The sequence below is a fragment of the Kitasatospora papulosa genome (assembly GCF_000717245.1).
In the GTDB taxonomy this organism is placed as follows: domain Bacteria; phylum Actinomycetota; class Actinomycetes; order Streptomycetales; family Streptomycetaceae; genus Streptomyces; species Streptomyces papulosus.
In genome coordinates this window covers 519,644-545,546 of the sequence record NZ_JNYQ01000004.1, presented here as the reverse complement: position 1 = coordinate 545,546, position 25,903 = coordinate 519,644, and the positions used below count along the sequence as shown (strand labels likewise).

Below are 25,903 nucleotides of genomic sequence, written 5' to 3'. Positions count from 1 at the left end.
GGGCGAGCGTATCGGCCGGCGCCGACAATCAGGCGGTGCGTCGCCCCCACTGGAGCGCGAGCACCACCAGGCCGATCCCCAGCCAGCACACGCCGACCAGCTGGGCGGTCGCCGTCGCCTCCAGGATGACCGCGACCAGCACGCCGGCGCCCACCACCGGCACCACGACGTGGCGCCACCAGCTCGGCGGACCCTCCATCCGGCGCACGGCGAACCAGCCGACCACCGACGCGTGCAGCAGCACGAACGCGGTGAGCGCGCCGACGTTCACCACCGACACCAGATGGTCGAGGCCGTCGTCGCGCCGTGCCGCCCACACCGCCGCCACCAGGGTCACGACCGCGGCGCACGCGATCGCGACGCGCGGGACCCCCGACCCGCCGTCGACCCGGGAGAGGAACGACGGCAGCCGCCCCTCCCTGCCCATCGCGAACACCAGCCGTCCGGCCGCCGCCTGCCCGGCCAGCGCCGCGAAGGCCGCGCCGATGGCCTTGCTGACGGCCACCAGGTCGTGCAGCCACGTCCCGACCGAGGCGTCCACCGCGTCGTAGAACGCCGACCCCTGCTTCACCGGGTCCGCCGCGAGCTCCGCCGAGCTCACCGGCTCCAGCAGCGCCGCCAGGTACGACTGGACGACGAACAGCGCCCCGGCGAGCACCAGGCAGAACAGCACCGCCCGCGCCACCTTCGCCGAACCGCCCGTCACCTCCTCGGCGAACGAGGCGATCGCGTCGAAACCCAGATAGGACAGCACGGCGACGGACACCGCACCCAGCACCGCGGTCGTCGAGAACCCGGTGTCCCCCGTGAGCGGGGTCAGCCAGCCGCGCTCCGCCCCGTCCCTGGCCAGCACCACCACGGCCGAGACCACGAACACCAGCAGCACCACGATCTCCATGGCGAGCACCGCGAAGCCCACCCGGGCCGCCGCCCGCACCCCCCAGAGGTTGAGCGCGGTCGTGACGACCACCGCGATCGCCGTCCACACCCAGCGGGACACCTCGGGCACCAGCGCGTTCATCGCGATGCCCGAGAACAGGTAGGCGACCGCCGGGATGAGCAGGTAGTCGAGCATGGCCATCCAGCCCGCGATGAACCCGGGCCCCTCCCCGAGCCCCTTGCGGGCGTACGCGAAGACCGACCCGGCGAGCGGGGCGACATGGACCATCTGGGCGTAGCTGAACGCGGTGAACGCCATCACCACGGTCGCCACCAGGTACACCAGCGCCACGGCCCCGTCGGACTTGGCGTCCAGCGTGCCGAACACGCCGACCGGGGCCATGGGCGCGATGAACAGCAGCCCGTAGACCACGAGGTCCCGGAACCCGAGTGTGCGCCGAAGCTTTCCCTCGGCCGTGCTGCCGCCGCTGACCGCCATGGAGCCTCCGTCGCTGGATTGCGTACGCCTCAGTCTCCCGACCCCGCCGATCCGGCGCCTGTTCGGTACGGCCTTACGATGGGACGCATGACTGCAACGCCCAGCCCGTCACCCGCCACCGCCGCGAGCGGAGACGCTTCGCGCAGCAGTGGCGACCGCCGTGTCCTGCTCGCCGCGCCCCGCGGCTACTGCGCGGGCGTGGACCGCGCCGTGATCGCCGTCGAGAAGGCCCTGGAGCAGTACGGTGCCCCGATCTACGTCCGCCACGAGATCGTGCACAACAAGTACGTCGTACAGACGCTCGAGAAGAAGGGCGCGATCTTCGTCGACGTGACCGCGGAGGTGCCCGAGGGCTCCATCGTGATGTTCTCCGCGCACGGTGTCGCCCCGACGGTCCACGCGGAGGCCGCCGAGCGCAAGCTCGCCACGATCGACGCGACCTGCCCGCTGGTCACCAAGGTCCACAAGGAAGCCGTCCGGTACGCCAAGGAGGACTACGACATCCTCCTGATCGGCCACGAGGGCCACGAGGAGGTCATCGGCACGAGCGGCGAGGCCCCCGACCACATCACGCTGGTCGACGGCCCCGACGACGTCGCGAACGTCGAGGTCCGCGACGAGTCGAAGGTCGTCTGGCTCTCCCAGACCACCCTCTCCGTCGACGAGACGATGGAGACGGTCGGGGCGCTCAAGAACAAGTTCCCGAACCTCCTCTCCCCGCCGAGCGACGACATCTGCTACGCCACGCAGAACCGCCAGGTCGCGGTGAAGAAGCTGGCCGAGGACGCCGATCTGGTCATCGTCGTCGGCTCGAAGAACTCCTCCAACTCGATCCGCATGGTCGAGGTCGCCCTGGACGCCGGCGCGCCGGCCGCCCACCTGGTGGACTTCGCCTCCGAGATCGACGAGGCCTGGCTGGAGGGCGTCACCACGGTCGGTCTCACCTCCGGGGCCTCGGTGCCCGACGTCCTGGTCGACGGCGTGCTGGAGTGGCTGGGCGAGCGCGGTTACGCGGACGTCGAGACGGTGAAGACCGCGGACGAGTCGATCACCTTCTCGCTGCCCAAGGAGCTCCGGCGCGACCTCCGCGCCGAGGCCGCCGCACTCTCCGCCGAATGACCCCGGGCGCGCCCGCTCCCGTGAGCCGGGCCGGGCGCGCCCCGACCGCCGGACCGGCGCGATCCCACCGGATCGCCACTCCGGGGGAGTGATCCGCGACACCTGCACGTACCGTGGGTCACATGGAGATCTTCGGTGTGGACATCGGCGGTTCAGGGATCAAGGGCGCGCCCGTGGACCTGGACCGCGGAGAGCTGGCGCAGGAGCGCCACAAGGTACTGACACCCCACCCGGCCACGCCCGCGAGCGTGGCCGACGGTGTGGCCGAGGTCGTCGGCCATTTCGACTGGAAGGGCCCGGTCGGCATCACGTTCCCCGGAGTCGTCACCGGCGGCATCACCCGGACCGCGGCCAACGTGGACAAGGGCTGGATCGACACGGACGCCCGGAAGCTGCTCAGCGAGCGGATCGGGCAGCCGGTCACGATCCTCAACGACGCCGACGCCGCCGGTGTCGCCGAGATGACCTTCGGCGCCGGCCGTGACCGCAAGGGCACCGTGATCATGCTGACCCTCGGGACGGGCATCGGCAGCGCGGTCTTCACCGACGGGCAGCTGGTGCCCAACACGGAGCTCGGTCATCTGGAGCTGCACGGCCACGACGCGGAGAAGCGCGCCTCCACGAAGGCCAAGGAGGACGAGGACCTCAGCTGGCACCACTGGGCGCACCGGGTGCAGAAGTACCTGGTCCACGTGGAGATGCTGTTCTCGCCCGAACTGTTCATCATCGGCGGCGGCGTCAGCCGCAAGGCGGAGAAGTTCCTGCCGCTCATCGAGCACGTACGCGCGGAGATCGTCCCGGCCCAGCTCCAGAACAACGCGGGCATCGTCGGAGCGGCCATGGCGGCCGCGGGCCGGTAGGCCCGTCCCGGAGGACCCCTAGACGCGGGGGCGGCGGGCGGCCGCCCGGTCGGCCCTGACCAGGTGGCGCTGCCGCTCCCGCATCTGCCGGATCTTGCGTACCGAGGCGATGAGACCGGCGACGAGCGTTCCTCCGTACAGCCAGCCGGCATGGACGGCGAGGGCGGTGACGACGGCCATCGCCTGCCCGCCGAAGCCTCCGGTGCCCCCCGCCACGGGGATCACCCCGACCGCGAAGGCGATGGGGACGATGATCGGCGCGGTCACCAGGTCGGCGGGCCGCACCCAGAGCGCGGTCAGGGCGCTGACCGGCAGGAACAGCACCCCGTACACGATCTCCGAGCCGCCGAGGAGCAGCTGGTCGGCGCAGGCCAGCAGGAACATGGTCAGGACCGCGAAGAGCCCGGCGCCGATCCCCGTCAGCCGCGGGTCGGGGAATCTGCGCAGTGCCAGGACCACGGGCGGTACGCCGCCGGGCCGGGACCCCCGGCTCGGGGCCGCCGCCGGGGCCGGGGCGACCACCACCGACACCGGACCGCCGGCCGGGCCCTCGCCGAGACCGCCGGACGGTGCGGCGGGCGGGGCCTGCGCGGGCTGCCTGCGCTGCGGGGTACGTGTCCTGTGCTGCTCCACCCCGCCAACCTAGGTCGCCGGGTGCGTTCTTTCGGGCGTTGGACACGCGCTTTGGCCTACCTTGGCGTTGCGTTCGATCCCACTCGGCCGAAACACCACCGGTCGGCCCCTGACCGGCCTCCGTCCCCGCACCCGTGACGGGCCGCCCGGCCCCGCCCGTAAACTGGAGAATCGGCCCACCCACGGGACGGCCCGCGCACCCCCTCTCCTCCTTCCCGTCTCCTCACTCCAGGAAGTCGCCAAAGTGTCGCTCACGATCGGAATCGTCGGTCTGCCGAATGTCGGCAAGTCGACCCTGTTCAACGCCCTGACCAAGAACGACGTGCTGGCGGCCAACTACCCGTTCGCCACCATCGAGCCGAACGTCGGTGTCGTGGGCGTCCCCGACCCCCGTCTGGACAAGCTCGCGGAGATCTTCAGCTCGCAGAAGCTGCTCCCCGCCACCGTCGACTTCGTCGACATCGCGGGCATCGTGCGCGGCGCGAGCGAGGGCGAGGGACTGGGCAACAAGTTCCTCGCGAACATCCGCGAGTCCGACGCGATCTGCCAGGTCATCCGCGCCTTCAAGGACGAGAACGTCGTCCACGTCGACGGCAAGGTCTCGCCCAAGGACGACATCGAGACGATCAACACCGAGCTGATCCTGGCCGACCTCCAGTCCGTCGAGAAGGCCGTCCCGCGCCTGACGAAGGAGTCCCGCCTCCAGAAGGAGAAGGTCGCGGTCCTCGCCGCGGTCGAGGAGGCCCAGAAGATCCTCGAAGCGGGCGACACCCTCTTCTCCCAGGGCATCACCGCCGGCACCGAGAAGGGCCGCCTCCTCCACGAGCTGCACCTGCTCACGACGAAGCCCTTCCTGTACGTCTTCAACGTCGACGAGGACGAGCTGGTCGACGAGGACTTCAAGAACGAGCAGCGCGCCCTGGTCGCCCCGGCCGAGGCCATCTTCCTCAACGCCAAGATCGAGTCCGAGCTGATCGAGCTCGACGACGACGAGGCCCTGGAGCTCCTGCAGTCCATGGGCCAGGAGGAGCCCGGCCTGGCCACCCTCGGCCGCGTCGGCTTCGACACCCTCGGCCTCCAGACCTACCTCACGGCAGGCCCGAAGGAAGCCCGCGCCTGGACGATCAAGAAGGGCGCCACGGCCCCCGAGGCGGCCGGTGTGATCCACACCGACTTCCAGAAGGGCTTCATCAAGGCGGAGATCGTCTCCTTCGACGACCTCGTCGAGACGGGCTCGGTCCCCGAGGCCCGCGCCAAGGGCAAGGCGCGCATGGAGGGCAAGGACTACGTGATGCAGGACGGGGACGTGGTGGAGTTCCGCTTCAACGTGTAGTGCGTGATTCCTTGATCGCTGAAAGTGGCTGGTCAGGGTAGGAAACCCCAGGTCAGGGGCCAGATCTTCGGGTCTGGCCCCTTCCTGTTTTCTCCGGTGGATTCAGGCCTTTTCCGGGTCGCGTGCTGACTTCGTGCTGACTCTGGGGAAGTGGTTGGGGCAGTGATGACCTGGGCTTTCGAAGGGGCAGCGAGGGGCCCGGGATGACCCTGGCGAGAGGAAGAGGGCGGGAGCCTCCAGCGACCCGCTCGCGGGCCCTCTTTATGCAAGGACGCGCATAGTCGCGAGAGTGCATAGACGGCCGTGCATGGCGTCCGTACCGTCGTTCTGGGCGGCTCCGGCAGGGGGCTGCGGACTTGGGGGTTCACGTGTCCGAGCGCACTGGATTGACCCGGCTGACGGGCGGAGACGACAAGAACGGCAACGGAAGCGGGGAGTGCGGACAGGGCGACTGCCCGAACGTGTACCGCACTGAGAAGGGGAGCATCGTGGTGCAGGGCGACCTGTTCGACGGCTTCACGCCCCCGCAGGGGGAGGGCCTGGTGGAGATTCCGGAGAGCGTGTTGCGGGAGGCAGTCCGTGCTCTTGGCTGGTGAGAAGTGGCAGGCGAAGTTCAGCGAGTTCACGAGCGAGGCGTGGCGGCTGGAGACACGCCCCGTCTACCGCGTCCCACAGGAGGCGGACGAGTTCTCCCGGTTCCTCGCCGGGGAACGGTTCCCCGGCCCGTACGAGGACGACTGGATGGCGCTGATCCGCAGGCACCGCGAGACCGGCGGGACGATCGGCCGCGTCCACGTGCTGACGCGTCCGCTCTCGGACTACCTGCGCTTCGAGTTCGAGCGGTACTACCGCCATCAGGCTCCGGTCGGGGAAGACATCCTCATCCTCGACGTCACGGACCGGACGAACCCCCTGGCGGGTGTCGACGACTTCTGGATGTTCGACCGCTCCACGGTCGTCCTGATGAAGTACGCCGACGACGGGACACAGATCGAGCGGGAACTGTACGAAGGCGATCCCGCCCCGTTCCTGGAGTACCAGCGCATCGCGCTCGCTGAGTCGATTCCGTTCCTGGAGTACGTGACTGCGTGACGTTCGAGCCCGAGCAGCTCGGCCAGTCCGCTCAGGAACTCGCCGCCACGCTGCGGAAGCTGCGCAAGCAGGCCGGTCTCTCCGGGGACCGGCTTGCCGCGCGCTGCAACATGTCGCAGTCGAAGGTGAGCCGCATCGAGAACGGCAAGGTGCGCCCCACCCTGGTGGACATAGAGCGCCTGCTCACCGCTCTGGAGGCCCCGCCGGTACTGGTGGCCGAGGTCTCGGCGCTGGCCCGTATCGCCGCGACGGAGTGGCAGGACGCCCGCTCCATGCGCCGCAAGGGCCTGGACAAGAAGCAGCTCGAACTGGCAGGTCTGGAAGCATCCTCGTCGCACTTCCGGTTTTTCCTCCTGTCCATGCTCACGGCTCTGCTGTCGACCCCGGAATACATCCGGGCCAGCCTGGAACACATCCCCGGTGACCACAGCCGGGCGGTGGCGAAGAAGCTGGAGCGGCAGGACGTCCTCTACGACCGCCGCAAGCAGTTCACGTTCCTTGTCACCGAACAAGCTGCGCGCTCCCCCTTCGTCCCGCCGGACGCCATGGCCGTGCAACTGGACCGGCTGGCGTCGCTCACACACCTGCCGAACCTGCGCCTCGGCGTGCTGCCCCTGGACACCCGGCTGCCGGGCTGCCCGCTGAACACCTTCACCGTCTACGACGAGCGCTTGGCGACGGTGGAGACGACGACGGGAGTCATGGTCTTCCGCGACCCACGGGACATCGGGATGTACCTCGATGAGTTCGCCGGCTACGAGGAGCTGGCGCTCTTCGGCGAGGACGCGCGGGACCGCCTTGCGGACTGGGCTGCCGCCTTCCGAACCTGATTTTTAGTCCAGGACGTGACTGAACCTCGATGACGGCCCTGCCTGCGGGAAAGATGCCGTGGCATCGGAGAATCCAGGCGGGGAGGCGTGCGAGATGCGCGATACGTACGAAGCACAGACGACGATGTCCGAGGCGGTGGCGCTGTCCCTGCCGCCGGTACGTCCGGAGCCCGTTACGGGCTGCCGGGACTGTCTCGGCTTTGCGGTGCAGCGGGTCAACGCGGGGTCGGTCGGGGACTACTCCAAGGTCTCGGACATGAATGTGACCCTGCGGGCGCACCTGCGCGACGCGCACGGGGGCGAGTAATGACCCGCGCAGTGCTGCGGTACGTGACACACCGGATCACTCAGCACCCGGACACCGACGTGACCTTCGAGGCCGAGTGTCTCCACTGCGAGTGGACAGCGCATCCATCGGAGGACGGGGCGACCGTGGACATCGAGTGCATGGGCCACACCGGGCGCAGCGGCCATAAGGGCTTCCGGCGTGTGTGCACATCGTTCGCGATACCCAGGCAGAGTGAACGTACAGGCCCTCGCCGCAAACCGGAGGAGCTCTGGGACGCGGCTGAGGACCGGTGGCGCGTACTCCTGTGACGACCGCTGGCGACCTCCAAGTGGTCCAAGGGAGGGCACGCCATACCTTGTGCAGTCCACGGCGAGCACCTCATCATTGCCGAAGAAGACGAGCCCTCACGAAAGTGTTGGGGGCTTGGGCGGCTACCTTCGCCGCCCCGAACCAGGAAGTCCGCCGGGGACGGTGCGCACGCTGTTGCCGGTCTCCTCGGCTGGGCGACCCTCTACCACCAGCGGGCGCGCCGGCTTCGTGGGTTCGGGAGCAACAAGAGTTGGGCCACCTTCGGGCGGCATGACGAGGGAGGCCGACGCCGGACAAACGCGTGTCGAGCCCGGCTCGTTGTGCGAGTACATGCGTCCTGTCCTGCGTAGAACACGCACGGTCCTGCCACAGGTGTCGCACTCGGCCTTCGCTGTCTGCGGATGCTCCATCTGTCTCCCAGCGCCCGGGTGTTTTCGTGTCATTGTCCGACTGTGCGGCGGCTGGGGCAATGGGGTGGGGTATGACCCCTGGGTCGAAAGTTCGTAGGCCGCCACGTCTTAGCAGCTCAGATTCCGCCACGGTTCCAAGGCCGACGTGAGCCTCCTAGCGCATCCCGTCAAGGCCAGCATTCCCGTAGGGCAGCGGCGGCAAGAGCGTCTCGGGGGGCCTCCGCCGGCACACTGTGCGGGCCCCTCGCTCGGACGCTCAGGCTGCGGTCTCGTAGAGCCACCTGCTAACCAGGGTGTAGCCGTCAGGAAGCTCTTCCCCATCCGTCAGCTCCCTGTATCTCTCCCTGGCCTCCGGGCTGGCCTGCTGGCCAGGGGGGAGCCTTCGCAGGAAGGGGTCGCGGGCGGGGTCTGGATAGGACTGGCGGGTCTGGCTCGCAGCTTCAGGGGCGGAGGAAGGCTCCTGCGCCTCGCCCTCCTCGGCATCCTCGGCTTCGTCTTGCGCCATGCCGTCCGACTTGAAGACCATGACGGCGACAGCCACGCCCGCAGCGACGCCCGCGGTCATGACCATGGTTTTAGCGACGCGTATCGTCCTCGGGTGCTTCTCGGCCCAGTCCTTCGCCCGCTCGCGGAAGGAGGTGGGCTCGCCATCATCGGCGGTGGGCTCGCTGGGCGTGGAGTCAGTCACTCACACAGATTTACCGGACGCAGCCCTCAACAGTCAGGCATTCAGCCGACATCGCCCGATCAGGTTCCGGGGCGCTCGTACGTCTTCAGGTCTTCGCGAAGGTACGGCCTTTGGCCGCCGCAGACCCGATTGCCTTCTTCGCTCTGTGGCCCGCCGGGCGGCCCTGCTGGCGGCGACCGCGAGGTGTCTCTCTTCCCGTACAGGGAAGCTCGGTCGCTTTCTCTACTACGCTTCCCGCGTGGACTCGGCCGCCGCACGCGTGGAACTCGCATCGACGGTTGGAAACGGCCGCGCGACGTGCGTCACGCCGCAGGCATCAGGGTTGGCGGCCCGCGCGACCGCCATGACATACCGGGAAGAAGAGCCTTGGCCCTCAAGAAGACAGACCTCTACAGCTCGCTCTGGAAGAGCTGCGACGAGCTGCGCGGCGGGATGGACGCCGGCCAGTACAAGGACTACATCCTCACGCTGCTCTTCGTGAAGTACGTCTCCGACAAGGCCAAGGCGGACCCCGACAGCCTCATCGACGTCCCGCCCGGTGGCTCCTTCGACGACATGGTCGCGGCCAAGGGCGACAAGGAGATCGGCGACCGCTTCAACAAGATCATCAGCCGGCTCGCCGAGGCGAACGACCTGCGCAACGTCATCGACCTCGCCGACTTCAACGACGAGGAGAAGCTCGGCAAGGGCAAGGAGATCCAAGACCGGCTCTCCAAGCTCGTCACGATCTTCAGCGACCTTGACTTCCGAGGCTCCCGAGCCGAGGGCGACGACCTCCTCGGCGACGCCTACGAGTATCTGATGCGCCACTTCGCCACAGAGTCCGGCAAGAGCAAGGGGCAGTTCTACACGCCTGCCGAGGTGTCCCGCGTTCTGGCCAAGGTGGTCGGGATCACGAAGGACACCCGCCAGGACCAGACGGTCTACGACCCGACCTGCGGCTCCGGCTCACTTCTCCTGAAGGTCGCTGCCGAGACCTCACGCGGCATCACGATCTACGGCCAGGAGAAGGACAACGCCACGTGGGCGTTGTCCAAGATGAACATGATCCTGCACGGGAACGAGGACGCCGAGATCCTCAAGGGCGACACGATCACGAGCCCTCAGTTCACCAACGGCAGCGCACTCCAGACGTTCGACTTCGCCGTAGCCAACCCGCCGTTCTCGATCAAGTCCTGGAGCAACGGGCTGGAGCAGGAGTACGGCCGCTTCGAGTACGGTCGGCCGCCGGAGAAGAACGGTGACTATGCCTTCCTGCTGCACATCCTCAAGTCGCTCAAGAGCACGGGCAAGGCGGCAGTCATCCTCCCGCACGGAGTGCTCTTCCGCGGTAACGCCGAAGCCGACATCCGCCAGCGCCTGCTGAAGCAGGGGTTCATCAAGGGCATTATCGGCCTCCCCGCGAACCTCTTCTATGGGACCGGCATCCCTGCCTGCATCATCGTTCTGGACAAGGAGAACGCCGTCGGCCGCACCGGCGTCTTCATGATCGATGCGTCCAAGGGCTTCATCAAGGACGGCAACAAGAATCGCCTGCGTAGTCAGGACCTCCACAAGATCGTGGACGTCTTCACTCGGCAGACCACGATCGAGCGCTACTCGCGCATGGTTCCGTTTTCGGAGATCGCCGACCCGAAGAACGACTACAACCTCAACATCCCCCGCTACATCGACTCCTCCGAGCCTGAGGACATCCAGGACCTCCACGCACACATGCACGGCGGCACCCCTGACCGCGATCTCGATGCTCTCAGTGGCTACTGGGATGCCTTCCCGCAGTTGCGGGGCCAGCTGTTCCAGTCGAACCGTCCTGGCTACAGCGACCTGACGATCGATGTCAGCCAGGTTCAGCAGGCGGTCCTTGATTCCCCCGAGTTCCAGAAGTTCACCGAAGAGGCCAGGGAACTCACCACTGAGTGGTTCGACGCCCATCGCAGGCAGCTTGAAGGGATCGACGAGACCACTCGGCCGAATGACCTCATCGCCGCCCTCGGTGACGACTTGCTCGCCCGCTTCAAACCAGTGCCTTTGCTGGACGAGTACGACGTCTACGAACAGCTCATGACGTACTGGCACGACGTTGTGCACGATGACGTCTTCATGGTCATGAACGACGGTTGGCTCGAAGCGGCCAAGCCTCGCAAGATCGTGGTGGACAAGGACCGAAAGCTTTCCGAGGCACCGGACCTCGTTGTGGGCACCGGCCGCAGCGGCGTCAAGTACAAGATGGACCTCATCCCGCCGGATCTGATCGTCGAGTGTTACTTCGCTAAGGAACGCGCCGAGGCCGATGAACTCATGTCGGCATGGGAGAAGGCGAGCCGCGTGGTCGAGGAGTACATCGAGGAGCACGCCGTCGAGGATGGGCTCCTGGCGGAAGCGATGGACGACGAAAAGATCAACAAGGCACTCGCTTCGGCTCGCCTGAAGAAGGCGCGACACGAGGGTACGGATGCAGACGAGGTGGCAGCCCTGTCGCACCTGATCAAGCTGTACAACGCGGAGGCGGTAGCCAAGAAGGCAGCCAAGGAGGCGGAAGCCGCGCTCAGCCTTGCCACGCTGAAAAAGTACGGCGATCTCACCGAGAGGGATGTGCAGGCGCTGGTGCTGGATGCCAAGTGGCGGTCCACGGTCACAGCGCGCGTTACCTCCGAAGCTGAGGCGCTAACGCTTGCTCTGGTGAAGCGAATCCAACAGCTCGGCGACCGCTATGCACAGACTGTCGGCGCACTCGCAGCCGAGTTGGAGAAGCTCGAATCCAAGGTTGCCGGCACTCTCGTAGTGATGGGGGTCACGGAGTGAACGGCACTGGCGACGACGGATGGAGCGAGGGACGGCTGCTCGATGTTACGCAGCCCGCTGCCCCGATCGGCTATGGGATCGTGCAGCCTGGACCCTACGTACGTAATGGCGTCCCCGTTATTGCCATTCGAGACTTGGATAATCTATCTGACCGAACTACACACCGGAGCTCGCCGAGCATTGAGGCGGCATACCGAAGGAGCCGAGTTACCGCCGGCGACCTTCTGATCTCGGTGAAGGGAACGACTGGTCGCATCGGCATTGTGCCCACGGGATTTGAAGGAAATATTAGTCGCGATGTTGCGCGTGTGCGCCTTACTGATGCGCATGATCCCGAGTTCTGGTTTCAGCTCCTTCGATCATTTGCGGCTCAGCAAATTTTGCAGCTGGCGGCTGTCGGTTCTACTCGACAGGAACTTTCGATCGGCACGCTGAAAATGCTTCGCTTCCGATTTCCTGATCGACCAGAGCAGGAGCGGATCGCCGAGGCTCTTTTGGATTCCGATCGCCTGACCAGAGCGCTGGAGCTGATGATTGCCAAGAAGCGGGCGATCAAACAGGGGATGATGCAACAGCTCCTAACGGGAAAGATTCGACTTCCCGGCTTCACCGAGGTCTGGGAAGAGCTCCATGCTGGAGATATCGGCCAATTCAAGGGTGGGAGCGGCTTTCCGGTGCGCTTTCAAGGTTCGAAATCCGGGAAATTCCCTTTCTTTAAGGTCTCGGACATGAACAATGAGGGAAACGAATTGTTCATGTCGGGGGCGAAAAACTACATCTCGGAGTCGCAGCGGAAGCAGATGGGCGCTGTCCTGATGCCAAAGCAGGCGATCGTCTTTGCCAAGGTAGGTGCTGCAGTATTCCTTGAACGCAAGCGCATCCTGACGGAGTCAAGCTGTATCGACAACAACATGGCCGCGTTGATCCTCGATGATACGCGTGCTGACGTCCGCTTCATCTACCACATGCTCACGAATTTCCCGATGGGGTCGCTAGTTGCCACGGGCGCACTGCCCTCACTCAACGGTCGCCAGCTTCGGTCCATCCCAGTGTCGTTGCCCACGGACCTCGATGAGCAGCGGGAGATCGCTGCGGTCCTCGGCGATGCGGATGCCGAGATCTCCGCTCTGCGAAATCGTCTTGGCAAAGCGCAAGCAGTGAAGACTGGGATGGTGCAGGAACTGCTGACTGGTCGATCTCACCTTGCAATCAAGAATGCAGCATCGTGAGCGACGTCGGACAAGTCGAGCGGGAGGTGCAAAACCGGGTCGTGCGGCTGTTCAAGGAGCATTTGGGCTACCGCTACCTCGGCAGCCGAGAGCGCCGCGCAGGTAACTCGAATATTGAAGTCGAGCTATTGGAGTCGAACCTCCGCGCCCGCGGCTACGACAGCGCCCTCGTCAGCAAATCGATCGACCAACTCAAGAAGGCTGCCGCGCTCGGTAGCGGTCGTGACCTGTACGAGGCGAACCGCGCCGTCTATGAGTTGCTGCGCTACGGGGTCAAGGTCAAGCCGGGGGCTGGTGAGCAGCACGAGACGGTCTGGCTCATTGACTGGAACGACCCACAGGCCAACGACTTCGTCGTCGTCGAGGAGGTGACGATCGTCGGGAAGCAGACGAAGCGGCCCGACATCGTGCTCTACGTCAACGGCCTGGCTCTGGTGACTCTGGAACTCAAGCGTTCCCGGGTGGCCGTGAGCGAGGGTATCCGGCAGACCATCGGGAATCAGAAGCCCGAGTTCATTCGGCCGTTCTTCTCTACCGTCCAGCTCGTACTTGCCGGCAACGATGTAGAAGGCCTGCGCTATGGCGTCATCGATACGCCCGAGAAGTATTGGTTGCAGTGGAAGGAGCCTTCCAACGTCGAGGAGCCGTTGGATTGCGCGCTGCTCCAGATGTGCGGTAAGGAGCGGCTGCTTGAGCTGATCCATGACTTCACCGTCTTCGACTCCGGTGTCCGCAAGGCGTGTCGTCACAACCAGTACTTCGGCGTCAAGGCCGCGCAGGAACGTATCGGCCGACGCGAGGGCGGCATCATCTGGCACACCCAGGGCTCGGGGAAGTCGCTCACGATGGTGTGGTTGGCGAAGTGGATCCGGGAGCATCAGAAGGATGCACGAGTCCTGCTGATCACCGACCGCACCGAGCTGGACGAGCAGATCGAGAAGGTCTTCAACGGTGTCAACGAGGAGATTTATCGCACCAGTAGTGGCGTGGACCTCCTGGATACTCTGAACAAATCCGCCGAGTGGCTCATGTGCTCCCTTGTCCACAAGTTCGGTAGCTCAACGGATGGTGGGGACGCGGCCGACGCGAGCAACGAGTTCATCAAGGAGCTCAAGGCCAAGCTCCCCAAGGACTTCAAGGCCAAGGGCAACCTCTTCGTTTTCGTCGACGAGGCCCACCGCACCCAGTCCGGCAAGATGCACGACGCGATGAAGGACCTGCTGCCGGGCGCCATGTTCATCGGGTTCACGGGAACGCCGCTGCTCAAGGCGGACAAGGCCACCAGCATGGAGACCTTCGGGTCGTTCATCCACACATACAAGTTCGACGAGGCCGTCGAGGACGGCGTTGTACTTGATCTCCGCTACGAGCCCCGTTCCATTGACCAGCACCTCACGTCGCCGTCGCAGGTGGACAAGTGGTTCGAGGCCAAGACCAGAGGCATGACCGACCTGTCCAAGGCGGAGCTGAAGAAGCGCTGGGGCACGATGCAGAAGGTCGTCTCTTCCGAGCCCCGGGCGAAGCAGATCGTGCAGGACATTCTGCTCGACATGGAGACCAAGCCCCGGCTGATGGACGGGCGGGGCAACGCCATGCTCGTAGGGGAAAGCATCTACCAGGCCTGCAAGTTCTACGAGCTGTTCTGTAGCGCGGGCTTTCGCGGTAAGTGTGCCATCGTCACCAGTTACGCCCCGCGGTCCGGCGACATCTCCAAGGAGGACTCCGGCGCAGGCCAGACGGAGAAGCTCCGCCAGTACGAGATCTATCGCAGGATGCTCGCCGACCACTTCGGAGAGTCCGAAGACGTCGCCATGACGAAGGTCGAGCAGTTCGAGAAAGAGGTCAAGCGGCAGTTTGTCGAGGAGCCGGGCCGCATGCGCTTGCTCATCGTGGTCGACAAGCTCCTGACCGGGTTCGACGCCCCGAGCGCGACGTACCTTTACATTGACAAGAAGATGAGCGACCACGGCCTGTTCCAGGCGATCTGCCGAGTCAACCGCCTCGACGGGGACGACAAGGAATTCGGTGGCATCGTCGACTACCGGGACCTGTTCAACTCACTCCAGGACACCATCAGCGACTACACCTCCGGTGCACTCGACGGGTACGAGCCGCAGGACATCGAGGGCCTGCTGACTGACCGGATCGGTAAGGCGCGAGAGGCTCTCGATGAAGCGCTGGAACGGATCCGCGCGCTCTGCGAGGTGGTCGCGCAGCCCCGGAACACGCTCCAGTACCAGCAGTACTTCTGTGCGGCAGAGCCGGGCAACGCCGGGCAGCTCAAGGCCAACGAGCCGAAGCGGGTCGAGCTCTACAAGGCCGTGGCCGCCGTCACGCGGGCCTTCGCCAATCTGGCGAACGACATGAAAGCCGCCGGGTACACGAGCCAGGAGATCGAGGGCATCCGGGCTGAGATCCGGCACTACACGGCTGTCCGCGACGAGGTGAAGCTCGGGGCCGGCGAGGACGTCGACTTCAAGCAGTACGAGGCCGGCATGCGGTTCCTCCTGGACACCTACATCCAGGCAGGCGCGTCCGAGGCCTTGTTCGACTTCGAGGAGACCGGTCTCGTCCAGCTCATCGTCGAACTCGGTGCCGGAGCCCTCGACAGGCTGCCGAAGGGAATCAGGAACAGTCCTGAAGCGGTTGCCGAGACAGTCGCCAACAACGTGCGTAAGTTGATCGTTGATGAGCGTGCGACGAACCCGAAGTACTTCGACAAGATGTCGGAGCTGCTCGACGCCATAATCGAGGAACGGCGCAGGGGCGCGATCGAGTACCAGGACTACCTTGCCAAATTGCTGGAGACAGCCGCGCAGCTCGGTAGGGGGGATTCCGGTGACGGCTACAAGTACCCCGCCTGGGCCACCAATGATGCAAGGCGGGCCCTGGTCGACTTCTTCCTCCCGGACGAGCATCTGGCCGTCGGGGTTGATACAGCGGTGCTCCACTCCAAGCCGCATGCCTGGGTGGGGAACCAGTTGAGGGAGCGCAAGGTCCGCAACGCGATCAAGCGAACACTTCCCGATGACTTCGACCGGCTAGATGAGCTTTTCGAACTGGTGAAAGCACGGAATGAGTACCGCTAGCACACGCTTCGCTGTCCGAGGCATTGACGTCGATGTGGTCTACAAGGACATCAAGAACCTGCACATCGGCGTATACCCGCCCATGGGGCGTGTCCGGGTGGCTGCTCCTCAGCAGCTGGATGACGATCAGGTCCGCCTGGCTGTCATCCAGCGGTTGCCGTGGATCAAGCGCCAGCAGGATCAGCTGCGCGCCGCCCAGCGGCAGTCGGTACGCGAGATGGTCAGTGGTGAGTCGCACTACGTCTGGGGTGTACGACGTCGCCTGAAGGTCATCGAACGCCCGGGGCGCCCGCATGTGGAGATCGACGGTGACCGGATGCTGTTGTACGTGCCGGCCGGCACGAGTGAGGAGCGCCGTCGTGACCTGCTCGACCAGTGGAGTCGCCAGCAGCTCCGGCAGGCGATCCCTGCGCTCATCGAGCGTTGGGAGCCCAAGCTAGGGGTGTCGGTCCCGTGGTGGGGCATCCGGAGGATGAAGACCAAGTGGGGCTCCTGCAACCGGGAGACTCACCGCCTGTGGTTCAACTCCGAGCTGGCAAAGAAGCATCCGGAGTGCCTCGAATACGTCGTCGTGCACGAGATGGTCCACTATCTCGAACGAGGGCACGGCCAGCGCTTCACCCAGCTGTTGGACAGCTTCCTGCCGAACTGGCGCAGCCGCCGCGATGGCCTGAACGCCGCACCGCTTTCTGACGAGCTGTGGGCGGGTCGTTGAGTGTGGCGAGGGCTGCTCGGGACCGGCCGGAGCCTTCGCTGCGGCAAGAGTCCCGTGCCTGACCTGGAATCTGTGGAAGCACTGGACACGCTTCCGTCGCTCGAAAACGTTGAGTGACGTTTATCAGGTATCCGAGTTAATGAACGAGAGGAAGTGTTCTGATTCCTCTTCGGACCCAACAGATGACGATGACGCGGAAGGTGCTGGTCCCCATGGCGAAGCTTCGGTTGACCGTAGGGCGTGGGCACGTCGAGGAGCTTGCTCGGCTGCGTCACCCTGTCGGGGCTGTCGAGGAGCTGATCTGGAACTCTCTCGACGCGGACGCCGAGAACGTCACCGTCGTGCTTGAGCGGAACGAGATCGGTGGCGTCGACCGGGTCGCGGTGATCGACGACGGCACCGGTATTGCGGCGGAGAAGTGTGGCGACTACTTCGAGCAGATCGGTACCTCGTGGAAGAAGCGCACGCAGGTCAGCGAGGTCAAGAAGCGTGTGCTGCACGGGAAGAACGGGCGGGGGCGTGTCCGGGCGTTCGCGCTCGGGAGTGAGGTGCGCTGGAGCAGCGTGAGCGGGGAGCCGGGGAGCCGGCGTCGAGTCGTCATCGAGTCCGATCGCAGTTCTATGGACGAGTTCGACGTCAGTGACCCTGAGCCGACGGCGGATGCGACGGGGACGGCCTTCGAGGCGTTCGGCGGTGAAGATCTCCAGAAGCTGACTGAGGACGCCGCCCGTGCCATGCTCACGGCCGCCTTCGCGCTCCATCTGGAGGCGTACCCGGACATCTGCATCACCTACGACGGGACGCGGCTGGACCCGGCGTCGGAGCAGGTCCACGTCGACACGTACGAGGTGGCGGCGCCGTCGGGAAGTCCTCATCCGCCGGCTCAGCTGAAGATCATCGAGTGGTCGCGTCCGTACTCGCGGGCGCTGATCCTGTGCGACGGCCGAGAGATGTCGTTGGCGCAGTTGAAGCCGGAGATCCAGGCTCCGGGCTTCCACTTCACGGCGTACCTCTCCTGGTCAGGGTTCGAGGACGAAGCGGTCGGCGACCTTGCCTTTGCCGACTGGGCACCGGAAGGGCCTGCCGCCGAGGTGCTGGCCGAAGCTCGGGAGCGTATGCGTGTGCACTTCCGGTCACGCGCCGACGAGCGGCGTCAGGAGCTCGTCGACTCGTGGCGCGCGGAGGGCTTCTACCCGTATGCGGGGGAGCCCGCCAACGACCAGGAGCGCGCGGAGCGAGAGACGTTCGACGCCGTGGCGACGGCGGTCGTCCGGCATCTGCCGGCGAGCAAGCGAGCCCAGAAGGTGTCCTTCGCACTGCTGCGCTCCGTCCTGACTCATGAGCCGGGCGAGGTGCTGCGCATCGCCGAGGAGCTCTTCGCGCTCTCCAAGCAGGAGCAGACGGAACTCAGCCGACTGCTGGACCGTACGCCGTTGTCTGCCCTGATCAAGGCGTCGACGGCGACGACTGGACGTCTCGACTTCCTGTCGGCCCTGGAGCACCTCGTCTTCGAGCCTGTGGCAAAGGGGCGGGTCAAGGAGCGTACCGAGCTGCACCGGATCTTGGAGAACGAGTGCTGGATCTTCGGTGAGGAGTACGGACTGCACGCCAGCGACCGCAGTCTGAACGAGGTGCTGAGACAGCACTGTCGTCTTCTCGACCGGGATGCGCCGGCTCCGGGCCCTGTCCTGAGGGAGGACGGCAGCCGGGGGATCGTCGACCTGATGTTGTCCCGCGCCGCCCGGCAAAGGAAGGGGGAACGCCACCACCTCGTGGTGGAACTCAAGAGGTCGAATGTCACCCTCGGCATGAGCGAGTTCGCGCAGATCAACAGCTACGCGCAAGCGGTCATGAACGACGATAGGTTCCGGGACCCCAAGGTGACCTGGGACTTCTGGCTTGTCGGCAATGCCATGGACGAGGGCCTTCGCCAAATCGCCCATCAGCCGGACCGGATGCCCGGATGCGCCGTCAATCAGCCCGCCTATCGGATCTGGGTGCGTACCTGGGGCGAGATCATCGAGGACGCTCAGGAACGACTCCGCTTCTACAGCGAGCAGCTTGAGTACCAGTCGTCGACCGAGCACGCCATGGACTATCTGATCAGAGAACACGCCGACACGGTCGCGGACCTGGTGAGCGACGGCACGGTGCCCGTGGCCAGAGCGGGTGAGAGTGGACTGGTCGGGGATGCCGTCAACCGGTGACTCGCTGCCCCTGCGTCACCCTCTTCCTGACACTGGGGCTGCCACGGCGGCCCAGCGAAGGGCAGCGGCGAGGAAGTGGCCGTGTAGCGGCCCCAGCGGCAAGTGACCTTGCCGAGTGCTTCACCCTGACCGGCCCCGGCAGGGGCCGCAGTCGCCAAGGGCTTCCTGCTGCGGGCGGCCTTCCGGCCGCCCAGTTCGGCGTAGCCCCTTGCTCTGGGGGCGCTGTCGCGCCCGCCAATCCTTCGCTGTCGAGGCTGGCTTTGTTCTGTCGGCCCCTCCGGGGCCGCGCCGCCGCTTCCTGCTTGCCATGAGATTTGAGCCAGGGCCGCGCAGCGGCCCTCTTGGGCTTTCCAGCCCCTTCCCAGCGGCCTGCGTGCTGGTCGGCCGGAGGCCGCCAGAGTTCAGAGAACCTGGCGTACTTAAGTAAGAGGGCAGGTCAAGTGCGGAGCGAGGCTTGCCGAGCGGAGCGAGGTGGAGGTTGATGACGGAGTCTCTATAAGGGGAGGCGTCATCATCAGCACCTTCCTACGCCGCTGCCCACCCCTCGCCACTGCGGACGATGAACTTCGGAAGCTCCGCGCGGATGGTGCTGGAAGCCTTGCCGACGGATTCGGCGTAGCGAGAGGCGAGTGCGGCGATGGTGGCTTCTTCCGGCTGCTCCTTGAGGACCTGTTCGGCGAGGAGCGCCTGCCATACGGGTGCTGTACGAATGCTCGGCTCGGGCCGGGGCTTCGTGTCCATGCGCTCCCAGATCGGTACCTCGCTGGACTCGCCGGCCGGGCGTACGGTGACTCGCAGGTTCAGGTCTTCCGTGGCCCGGTTGATGGTGGTCTGGATACGGCGTCCGTGCTTCTCGGAGTTGCGCAGAGCGATTACTGCCCGGGAACCTGCCGCGATCGCGCGGCCTCCGATGGGCGACGAGGCGACGGTCATGCCTTCTGCCGGTCCCTTGGGTGTATGGGTCACGAGGAGCACGGGAATGCGGGCTTGGCTGATCGGTTTCAGGCTGCGCATGATGCGCTGCGCGGTGACGGAGGAGGCGATGTCTTCGCCGGGGGCGAGCGCGCCGATGATGTTGTCCAGGACGAACAGTCCGGGCTGCATGTGGATGAGATCGTCCGCGATGCCGGGCCAGTAGCCGGAGTCCCCAGGGTCCTCGACGGGGAACACGGTGACCGAGTCGTCCGGTACGGCCTCGTGGAGACGTTCCTTCAGCTCTTCCGGAGCGCCGTCGTCGGTCAGTCCGAACACGATGTGGTCGAGCTTCCGGAGTACCGGCTGCCCGAGGAACTCCTTCTCGCCGTTGATCAGCGCTATGCCCATCCCCGCGGCGAACAGCGTCTTGCCGGCTTTTGGCTCGCCAGCCAGGGTCGTGATGCGGGTCGAGAGGAGATCGCCGATGAGGAAGGCGTCCTCGTACGGGACGCGTTCGATCTGGTGGAGCCGCAGCCCCTTGTCCTTGATGGCTCCCATAGAGGGTGGCCGTCCTTTCCTTCGGGGCGCTGAGGTGCGCCGGTGCCCTCCCGCCGGGCGGCGGGATCATGTGACCTCCTTTCGGTCGGGTACAGGTGAGAGGGGCGTGCTGGTCAGGCCGAGACCGGGCACTCCCGATCGATCCAGCGGTCGACCTCGGACAGACGGAAGCGCAGGCTTCCGCCGACCTTCCGGGAGGGGATTCCGAGGGCGCGGTGGTTGTTGTAGATCCACGCGGGCTTCTTGCCCAGGTACTCGGCCAGCTCATTGATGGTCATGAGGCGGTTGTGGTGCAAAGGCGGGTCTCCTTCGGGAGTGGTGGGTGGACATCCACATATTGAGGACTTCATCCACCGTGGTCAAGTCCGGCTTTGTCGCGTCCGGACTTGACGGGGTGGTGTGGTCGACTTACGTTGCGGTTATGAACACAACACCTCAGCCACCCGGAGCGGAGAGCCGTTCTGGTGTGACCGTCATCAAGCGCATGGGCGCATGGATGGTGACCATGTACTGGCCGGAAGGCACCGGTGGAACGGTAGGTCCGCGAGAGATCCAGGTCGTTCCTGCGGACGACGCTGACCCGCAGGAGGTGGCGCGGGGCATCTCCAGCACCATTCTCCGGCGGATCAACACCACGCCGAGCGACAGCTTCGCCGCGATGCGGTCGCTGGCGGAGGCTGTCGACGTGGACATCCGTGAACTCGGGGAGCGGTTGGTCGCCATGCCGGGTGGAGTCACGGACGAGCGTCTGGCGGTGCTCTCCGCTCTCTACGTGCATTACGTCGATCTGGGGGAGCGTGCCCCGGCGCAGCGTCTCGCGCTCGGATTCGACTTGAACCCGGCCACTGTGAAGGGCCACCTACGCGCCGCCCGGCAGAGGGGGTTCCTGACGAAGGTCGAAGGGAAAGCCGGTGGCCGGCTGACGGAGAAGGCCAACGAGACACTCAGGGGGATGAAGCATGGCGCAGGTACTGAAGAAGTGTGACTGCCGGAACAAGACCCGGTGCGGGCACCGGTGGACGGTCCGCTACCGGGAGCCGGGAGGGAGGAGCGCACGACAGCGGGAGAGGTCGTTCCCCACGAAGAAGGAAGCCGAGAGCTTCGGCGTCAAGGCGGAGAACGACAAGCGCCAGGGCGTCTACATCGACCCTCAGCTCGGTCAGGTCTCGCTGCGGAAGTGGGCCGAGGAGTGGCTGGAGCAGCACCAGGTGAACGAGTCCACGCGGCGCAACTACCAGGGTTTCCTCTCCAACCATCTGATTCCCGAGCTGGGGTCTCGCACCCTCGCCGGCCTGACCGTCGCGGACGTGAAGAAGCTCCAGGTCGCGAGTGGGCCGAGGGCTGACGGCGGCGACTGTCAACGACCGTCTGAACATCCTGCGCAGCATGATGACGGCGGCGGTGAAGGAGCGCCGCATACCCGACAGTCCGTGTGACGAGGTGTCGCCGCTCAAGACGGCGGGCGCTGCGGTCGACCCGGACGAGATTCCGACACTGGCCGAGGTGTACGCCATCGCGGCGGCCATGTCCGATCAGTACCGGCTCACGGTGTGGCTCCAGGCGGGCGCCGGCCTGCGCATCAGCGAAACACTCGGGTTCTCGGCCGACTGTCAGCGCGACGGCTTCCTCCGGCTGCGGCGCCAGATCAGTGCCAAGGCGAACCAGGGCGACTGCGTCACGCGTTTCGCCCCGCTGAAGCACCGCACGGCGGAGGAGTTCCGAGACGTGCCCACGCCGACCTTCCTCGACCAGGAGATCGGGCTGCATCTCAAGCGCTGGGGGACGGTCGAGCTGGATGGCCTGGAGGTCCTGTTCGCGCCTCGGGAGCGAGGCAAGGGCAAGATGCCCACGGCATCGACGTACGGCTATCACTGGCGGAAAGCGCTGAAGGCGGCCGGGGTGACGATGTCGGACGGGAAGCCGAAGTACACGCCGCACTCGTTGCGGCACTTCTTCGCCTCGACGGCGCTGGCGAACGGCGTGCCGATCCACGAGGTGAGCCGCTGGCTCGGTCACCGCAACATCAAGACGACCGTCGATACGTACGGGCACCTCGTGCCGGAGGCGTGGGACCGCTGCCGGGACGTCATGCAGGAGGCGCTGCGCCCGTCGGTTCCCCGGCAGACGGTGAAGCCGACGACGACGCTGGTGGCGTGACGTGCTGACTGATCAACACTGTGCTGACTTGGTGCTGACCCTGCACCCCTCCGAAGGACTGAAACCCTTGGGAATACTGGGAAGTAGAGGGCTTCATGAACGTTCCGCTTCAACGTCTAACGATTCGTCAATAGATTTGCCCGGTCCGCTCGTTGGCGGGCCGGGCAGTTTTTCTGTTCGTGTGGGGCCCACCCTGTGAGTCGTTGGAGGCGGGTCTGTGTGGTGCGACCGCGGCCGGTGTTCAGACCTTGACGACCTCTACGGGAGGCCCACACAGGAGCGTCAGGTCCTCGGGGTCGGAGGTCAGGACGGTGACCGGCCGGGGTGAGGTGCGGGCGATGACGGCGAAGGCGGCGTCGATGGCGTACTTGTGGCCGTGGAGACGGTGGGTGCGCAGGAGGGCGGCGGCTTGGTCGGTGATCTCCTTGGTGACGTCATGGACGTCGACGCGGGAAAGGACCCACCTGATGCGTGCGGGGTGGATGCGCTCGTAGTCGGCCTCAAGAGTGGTCATGGCGCTGGTGGCGACACGGACGCCCTCCTCCGACGCTGCTTGGACCAGAGCCGCGACGGTGCGGTCCTTGCGGTAGAGCTTCGAAAGGCCTTCGCTGTCGAGCAGGAGGGTGCCGGGCATCAGGCCGCGGCCCCGCCGGCCCGCCTGTGGTCGTGGCGCAGCAGCGCACGGGCGGCCTCGACCTCCTCGCGAGTGAGGGCTTCGTTGTCGGTCTCGAAGTCGGCGACGATCTCCCGGAGCTTGTCCATGGCGATCCGCTGTTCGAGAGCCTCGGCGACGTAGGCGGAGAAACCGCCGGGTCCGACGTGGGCGCGTGCGGCTTCGGCGAGATCCTCGGGCAGGCTGATGGAGTACTTCTTACTACCGCTCATGGTGCTGATGCTACCAATGGTCGTACGATTCGCGGGGAAAATGGCGGTGCCCGCGCAGACCGGCGCAACGTGGCCGGTGTCCCCGGGGCGCTTGGACGGCATCGTTCACCTCTCCGGGGACAGGTCGGTGCGGTCGATCCAGGTGGGGGCGACGAAGATGGTGTCGTCGGTGGGGGCTCCGGAGGCTTCCAGCAGGGGCCAGGTGCGGGACTCCTCGACCAGGTGCTGCCACGGCGCGGTCCAGTCGAGTCCCCGGTCCGGGCCGGGGCCGGAGACGTCGTACGTGCGGGCGGCGGCCACCTGCCAGAACTGGGAGTGGAGGATCACCTGGGCGTGGTCGGCCGGGTCGTTGATGATCCCGGTGAAGCGGGCTGAAGGCCAGCCTGGGGCGTTGTCCGCAGGGGTGGCTCGTAGGCGCGTGATGAGCGGTGGGACGACGGGGGTGCGTGCGCCGAGTTCGGTCAGGGCCCGGCGGATGCCTTCCGGCTCGCTCCAGTCCGGTGGCGTCGCTCGTTCCGGGCAAGCGCGAAAGGCCCGGCGCACGGGCTCGACCGCGCCGTCGATCTTCAGGGTCGCCAGGGCCGTCGCCGCCCATTCCCGGACGGTGGAATCGTCGCTGCCCAGGAGAGCGATCAGAGCCGGGCCGCAGCGTGAGTCCGCCACCTCTTCGAAGACCTCGATGGCGGTCAGACTGACCGAAGCCGCCGAGTGAGGGCAGCCCGTCGATGATGGCGGGAATGGCGTCGAAGCCGGTGCCGATCAGTTCTGCGCCGGCGCCGTATGACGGGCCGGTCGAGTCATCGAGCTGCTGGATGAGTCTCTCGGCGTGGGTGGCCATGGGTGGTCCCGGCGCCAGAATGTGGGCAGCCACCAGCAGAGCACCGAGCGGTCATCAGGCCACGGAACGCGGTCCTCGGCTCCCCGGTCCTCGAAGGAGTCGCGCGTCAGGTCGATGGGGCGCCAGGTGGGGTCGAGCGGCTCGTCCTCGGCCGGAGGGCGGACGTACTGCCGGCCGTACTGGTCGCATGCGCCGAAGTCCTGGTAGTTGCGCTGGGCCTTGATCAGGGAGACCTTGTTCGCGCCGCCGGCCATGGTGGGCCAGCGGAACTGGACCCCGTCGTCCTCCCAGAAGCAGACGGGGCAGATCTCGTACGAGCCGGGCATCGCGTCCAGCACGCGGTGCCCGCAGCAGGGGCATGGGTAAGAGTCGCTCATCCGCGCAGTCTCGTTGTAAGTCTCGCCGAGGTGCCATGGATTCCTCTGCCTCAGGGATGCCCGCCAGTCCGCAACCAGTCCGCAGGACACCCGTAAACGGCCGTCGGGAGCCAACGCATACCAACCAGGAAATCCCAGTTCAGAGCCTTGGAGAGGGCTCCGCCGCAGGTCAGCATCAGTCCGCAGACATTCCGCTTCAACGTCTGAGCGGACACAACGCCGGTCGCCGATGTGGCGGACAGGCGGATCGGAAGGGGCCGGGCTCTCGACCCCGGCCCCCTCGTTCTGGCGCCGGATGTGCGGACGCTGGATCAGGTGCCGTAGACGGTGGAGCGACGCCCGACGTGGACGACCCACACCACGAGCTCTCCCTTGTCGATCGTGTAGACGACGCGGTAGTCACCGACCCGCAGCCGACGGCGTTCCGGCTGTGACACGAGCGCGGTGGTGGCAAAGCCGAGGGGGTCGCTCTCCAGCTCGGTCAGTTTGGTCAGGATGCGTAGGGCCATTTCGCGAGGGATCTTCCGGAGCTCGGCCTGTGCCTCTGGCCGGAAGACGGTTCGGTACTCACTCACCGCGGGCCAGCGTGTCCCTCATGATGTCCTCGATCGGGATGCCGGGTGCTGGGTTGGCCATGCGTTCGTCGATGATCCGGTTGATCTCGCGCTCTTCCCATTCCTGGTACTTGCGCAGCACCTCGATGGAGACGACAGCGGCAATCTGCTTGCCCCGTCGGGTGATCACGGTGGGCATGTCATCTCGATCGGCGCGCTCCACGACCTCGGCCAGGTGTGCACGTACGTCACGGATGGACTCTATGGGCAGTGGCTGCGTCATGCGCTCAAGCGTACCGAGTGTGCCATGTGTACACCAGTCGCTCCGGGTGGAGCGGGTTGTGCCGTGCCGGATCAGCTGGGTGACTTGTCACCGTGCCGGGCAGGCGCGGGACAGCCTCTTGCAGTACCGCGTTTACGCAGGTGGGAGGTGGCGCGGGTCCAGGGCTGCACTGGTCGCAGGGCTGAGGGGACGCCCTGCGAGGACGTGGCGGACGGCTTCGAGGGGGACGGGGCGCTCGTAGTAGTCCTCTGCCGTCATGAAAACAGGGGGCACCGACGACCCGGCGCGCCTGCGGTCTTCCGGTGCGCACCGGAACAGCCCCGGGTCGCGGCCGTACGCGACCGCCCGCGCGG

The 25,903-nt window shown here is 66.1% G+C and carries 27 protein-coding genes; 16 read left to right on the top strand and 11 right to left on the bottom strand.

Translation table 11 applies throughout. The annotated features are described in order from the left end of the window. Window positions 1-28 precede the first annotated feature (28 nt). A complete protein-coding gene (locus IA22_RS0113655; protein ID WP_014154303.1) occupies window positions 29-1,378 on the bottom strand; it encodes an APC family permease in 1,350 nt (449 codons plus the stop codon). 78 nt (window positions 1,379-1,456) lie between these two features. On the opposite strand from IA22_RS0113655, the gene IA22_RS0113650 reads away from it, so the two are divergent. Together IA22_RS0113650 and ppgK are read left to right on the top strand one after the other, a co-directional pair. Then, window positions 1,457-2,497 carry a 4-hydroxy-3-methylbut-2-enyl diphosphate reductase gene (locus tag IA22_RS0113650; protein WP_014154302.1) on the top strand — a complete coding sequence of 347 codons (1,041 nt, stop codon included), beginning with the start codon at window positions 1,457-1,459 and terminating at the stop codon, window positions 2,495-2,497. A 122-nt stretch (window positions 2,498-2,619) separates the two neighbouring features. Beyond that, entirely contained in the window at window positions 2,620-3,357 is a 738-nt protein-coding gene (ppgK, locus tag IA22_RS0113645) for a polyphosphate--glucose phosphotransferase (protein ID WP_015578580.1), read from the top strand. Between the two features lie 18 nt (window positions 3,358-3,375). On the opposite strand, the gene IA22_RS0113640 is transcribed toward ppgK, so the two are convergent. After that, window positions 3,376-3,990, bottom strand: a complete 615-nt coding sequence (locus IA22_RS0113640; RefSeq protein ID WP_030123756.1) for a DUF6542 domain-containing protein — start codon at window positions 3,988-3,990, stop codon at window positions 3,376-3,378. A gap of 244 nt (window positions 3,991-4,234) precedes the next feature. On the opposite strand from IA22_RS0113640, the gene ychF reads away from it, so the two are divergent. The 6 genes from ychF to IA22_RS38450 all read left to right on the top strand — a co-directional run bounded on the left by ychF (window position 4,235) and on the right by IA22_RS38450 (window position 7,842). Further along, window positions 4,235-5,323: a redox-regulated ATPase YchF gene (gene ychF, locus IA22_RS0113635; protein ID WP_014154299.1), complete on the top strand. Its 1,089-nt coding sequence runs from the start codon at window positions 4,235-4,237 to the stop codon at window positions 5,321-5,323. A gap of 368 nt (window positions 5,324-5,691) precedes the next feature. Further along, the gene (locus IA22_RS35225; RefSeq protein WP_209443737.1) at window positions 5,692-5,919 is read left to right on the top strand and encodes a hypothetical protein; all 228 of its coding nucleotides are present in this window, start codon (window positions 5,692-5,694) and stop codon (window positions 5,917-5,919) included. Continuing rightward, the gene (locus IA22_RS0113625; RefSeq protein WP_030123754.1) at window positions 5,903-6,415 is read left to right on the top strand and encodes a DUF6879 family protein; all 513 of its coding nucleotides are present in this window, start codon (window positions 5,903-5,905) and stop codon (window positions 6,413-6,415) included. The genes IA22_RS35225 and IA22_RS0113625 overlap by 17 nt, the downstream gene beginning before the upstream one ends. After that, window positions 6,412-7,245: a helix-turn-helix domain-containing protein gene (locus IA22_RS0113620; protein ID WP_030123753.1), complete on the top strand. Its 834-nt coding sequence runs from the start codon at window positions 6,412-6,414 to the stop codon at window positions 7,243-7,245. Before IA22_RS0113625 ends, IA22_RS0113620 begins: the two co-directional genes overlap by 4 nt. A 94-nt stretch (window positions 7,246-7,339) precedes the next feature. Further along, complete coding sequence (locus tag IA22_RS0113615) at window positions 7,340-7,552, top strand: hypothetical protein (protein WP_030123752.1); 213 nt, start codon at window positions 7,340-7,342, stop codon at window positions 7,550-7,552. Further along, a complete protein-coding gene (locus IA22_RS38450) occupies window positions 7,552-7,842 on the top strand; it encodes a DUF7848 domain-containing protein (protein WP_450783227.1) in 291 nt (96 codons plus the stop codon). The genes IA22_RS0113615 and IA22_RS38450 overlap by 1 nt, the downstream gene beginning before the upstream one ends. Window positions 7,843-8,509: 667 nt before the next feature. Here the strand turns inward: IA22_RS38450 and IA22_RS0113605 are convergent. Further along, window positions 8,510-8,941 carry a hypothetical protein gene (locus IA22_RS0113605; protein WP_030123750.1) on the bottom strand — a complete coding sequence of 144 codons (432 nt, stop codon included), beginning with the start codon at window positions 8,939-8,941 and terminating at the stop codon, window positions 8,510-8,512. Between the two features lie 366 nt (window positions 8,942-9,307). Between IA22_RS0113605 and IA22_RS0113600 the strand changes: the two genes are divergently transcribed. From IA22_RS0113600 to IA22_RS0113580, 5 genes are all read left to right on the top strand, one after another. After that, the gene (locus IA22_RS0113600) at window positions 9,308-11,743 is read left to right on the top strand and encodes a type I restriction-modification system subunit M (protein ID WP_030123749.1); all 2,436 of its coding nucleotides are present in this window, start codon (window positions 9,308-9,310) and stop codon (window positions 11,741-11,743) included. After that, entirely contained in the window at window positions 11,740-12,972 is a 1,233-nt protein-coding gene (locus IA22_RS35220; RefSeq protein ID WP_081889817.1) for a restriction endonuclease subunit S, read from the top strand. The genes IA22_RS0113600 and IA22_RS35220 overlap by 4 nt, the downstream gene beginning before the upstream one ends. Beyond that, window positions 12,969-16,061: a type I restriction endonuclease subunit R gene (locus tag IA22_RS0113590; protein WP_030123747.1), complete on the top strand. Its 3,093-nt coding sequence runs from the start codon at window positions 12,969-12,971 to the stop codon at window positions 16,059-16,061. Before IA22_RS35220 ends, IA22_RS0113590 begins: the two co-directional genes overlap by 4 nt. A gap of 34 nt (window positions 16,062-16,095) precedes the next feature. Beyond that, complete coding sequence (locus IA22_RS0113585) at window positions 16,096-16,776, top strand: M48 family metallopeptidase (protein WP_245229570.1); 681 nt, start codon at window positions 16,096-16,098, stop codon at window positions 16,774-16,776. A gap of 212 nt (window positions 16,777-16,988) precedes the next feature. Continuing rightward, window positions 16,989-18,983 (top strand): ATP-binding protein, encoded by a 1,995-nt coding sequence (locus tag IA22_RS0113580; protein ID WP_030123745.1) that lies wholly within the window; start codon window positions 16,989-16,991, stop codon window positions 18,981-18,983. A 525-nt stretch (window positions 18,984-19,508) separates the two neighbouring features. Here the strand turns inward: IA22_RS0113580 and IA22_RS0113575 are convergent. Continuing rightward, window positions 19,509-20,456 carry an AAA family ATPase gene (locus tag IA22_RS0113575; protein WP_030123744.1) on the bottom strand — a complete coding sequence of 316 codons (948 nt, stop codon included), beginning with the start codon at window positions 20,454-20,456 and terminating at the stop codon, window positions 19,509-19,511. A 113-nt stretch (window positions 20,457-20,569) separates the two neighbouring features. After that, window positions 20,570-20,734: a helix-turn-helix domain-containing protein gene (locus IA22_RS34095; protein ID WP_157840926.1), complete on the bottom strand. Its 165-nt coding sequence runs from the start codon at window positions 20,732-20,734 to the stop codon at window positions 20,570-20,572. Window positions 20,735-20,922: 188 nt separating this feature from the next. On the opposite strand from IA22_RS34095, the gene IA22_RS34745 reads away from it, so the two are divergent. Genes IA22_RS34745 through IA22_RS35215 form a run of 3 tightly spaced genes read left to right on the top strand, consistent with a single transcriptional unit; the run spans window position 20,923 to window position 22,613 of the window. Next, entirely contained in the window at window positions 20,923-21,441 is a 519-nt protein-coding gene (locus IA22_RS34745) for a hypothetical protein (protein ID WP_051694795.1), read from the top strand. Beyond that, a complete protein-coding gene (locus IA22_RS34085) occupies window positions 21,416-21,892 on the top strand; it encodes an N-terminal phage integrase SAM-like domain-containing protein (protein WP_038272239.1) in 477 nt (158 codons plus the stop codon). The genes IA22_RS34745 and IA22_RS34085 overlap by 26 nt, the downstream gene beginning before the upstream one ends. Continuing rightward, window positions 21,843-22,613: a site-specific integrase gene (locus IA22_RS35215; protein ID WP_245229569.1), complete on the top strand. Its 771-nt coding sequence runs from the start codon at window positions 21,843-21,845 to the stop codon at window positions 22,611-22,613. Before IA22_RS34085 ends, IA22_RS35215 begins: the two co-directional genes overlap by 50 nt. Before the next feature lie 241 nt (window positions 22,614-22,854). Here IA22_RS35215 and IA22_RS0113555 read toward each other — a convergent pair whose 3' ends face one another. From IA22_RS0113555 to IA22_RS0113530, 6 genes are all read right to left on the bottom strand, one after another. Further along, on the bottom strand, window positions 22,855-23,247 hold the full coding sequence (locus IA22_RS0113555; RefSeq protein WP_014154298.1) for a DNA-binding protein: 393 nt from the start codon (window positions 23,245-23,247) through the stop codon (window positions 22,855-22,857). Continuing rightward, window positions 23,247-23,498 carry a hypothetical protein gene (locus tag IA22_RS0113550; RefSeq protein ID WP_030123741.1) on the bottom strand — a complete coding sequence of 84 codons (252 nt, stop codon included), beginning with the start codon at window positions 23,496-23,498 and terminating at the stop codon, window positions 23,247-23,249. The genes IA22_RS0113555 and IA22_RS0113550 overlap by 1 nt, the downstream gene beginning before the upstream one ends. 105 nt (window positions 23,499-23,603) lie before the next feature. After that, on the bottom strand, window positions 23,604-24,161 hold the full coding sequence (locus IA22_RS34075; RefSeq protein ID WP_245229568.1) for a HEAT repeat domain-containing protein: 558 nt from the start codon (window positions 24,159-24,161) through the stop codon (window positions 23,604-23,606). 96 nt (window positions 24,162-24,257) lie between these two features. Continuing rightward, window positions 24,258-24,713 carry a CPCC family cysteine-rich protein gene (locus IA22_RS34070; RefSeq protein WP_245229567.1) on the bottom strand — a complete coding sequence of 152 codons (456 nt, stop codon included), beginning with the start codon at window positions 24,711-24,713 and terminating at the stop codon, window positions 24,258-24,260. A 311-nt stretch (window positions 24,714-25,024) separates the two neighbouring features. Then, window positions 25,025-25,288, bottom strand: coding sequence for a type II toxin-antitoxin system RelE family toxin (locus IA22_RS0113535; protein WP_030123740.1), 264 nt, complete (start codon window positions 25,286-25,288; stop codon window positions 25,025-25,027). Further along, window positions 25,281-25,550 carry a type II toxin-antitoxin system Phd/YefM family antitoxin gene (locus IA22_RS0113530; protein ID WP_030123739.1) on the bottom strand — a complete coding sequence of 90 codons (270 nt, stop codon included), beginning with the start codon at window positions 25,548-25,550 and terminating at the stop codon, window positions 25,281-25,283. The genes IA22_RS0113535 and IA22_RS0113530 overlap by 8 nt, the downstream gene beginning before the upstream one ends. Between the last annotated feature and the right edge of the window lie 353 nt (window positions 25,551-25,903).

Bases quoted from the DNA above. Each gene is read 5' to 3' on its own strand.
- IA22_RS0113655 (WP_014154303.1), bottom strand. From the start codon at position 1,378: ATGGCGGTCAGCGGCGGCAGCACGGCCGAGGGAAAGCTTCGGCGCACA.
- IA22_RS0113650 (WP_014154302.1), top strand. From the start codon at position 1,457: ATGGGACGCATGACTGCAACGCCCAGCCCGTCACCCGCCACCGCCGCG.
- ppgK (WP_015578580.1), top strand. From the start codon at position 2,620: ATGGAGATCTTCGGTGTGGACATCGGCGGTTCAGGGATCAAGGGCGCG.
- IA22_RS0113615 (WP_030123752.1), top strand. From the start codon at position 7,340: ATGCGCGATACGTACGAAGCACAGACGACGATGTCCGAGGCGGTGGCG.
- IA22_RS38450 (WP_450783227.1), top strand. From the start codon at position 7,552: ATGACCCGCGCAGTGCTGCGGTACGTGACACACCGGATCACTCAGCAC.
- IA22_RS0113580 (WP_030123745.1), top strand. From the start codon at position 16,989: ATGGCGAAGCTTCGGTTGACCGTAGGGCGTGGGCACGTCGAGGAGCTT.
- IA22_RS0113575 (WP_030123744.1), bottom strand. From the start codon at position 20,456: ATGGGAGCCATCAAGGACAAGGGGCTGCGGCTCCACCAGATCGAACGC.
- IA22_RS34095 (WP_157840926.1), bottom strand. From the start codon at position 20,734: ATGACCATCAATGAGCTGGCCGAGTACCTGGGCAAGAAGCCCGCGTGG.
- IA22_RS34085 (WP_038272239.1), top strand. From the start codon at position 21,416: ATGGCGCAGGTACTGAAGAAGTGTGACTGCCGGAACAAGACCCGGTGC.
- IA22_RS35215 (WP_245229569.1), top strand. From the start codon at position 21,843: ATGATGACGGCGGCGGTGAAGGAGCGCCGCATACCCGACAGTCCGTGT.
- IA22_RS0113555 (WP_014154298.1), bottom strand. From the start codon at position 23,247: ATGCCCGGCACCCTCCTGCTCGACAGCGAAGGCCTTTCGAAGCTCTAC.
- IA22_RS0113550 (WP_030123741.1), bottom strand. From the start codon at position 23,498: ATGAGCGGTAGTAAGAAGTACTCCATCAGCCTGCCCGAGGATCTCGCC.
- IA22_RS34070 (WP_245229567.1), bottom strand. From the start codon at position 24,713: ATGAGCGACTCTTACCCATGCCCCTGCTGCGGGCACCGCGTGCTGGAC.
- IA22_RS0113530 (WP_030123739.1), bottom strand. From the start codon at position 25,550: ATGACGCAGCCACTGCCCATAGAGTCCATCCGTGACGTACGTGCACAC.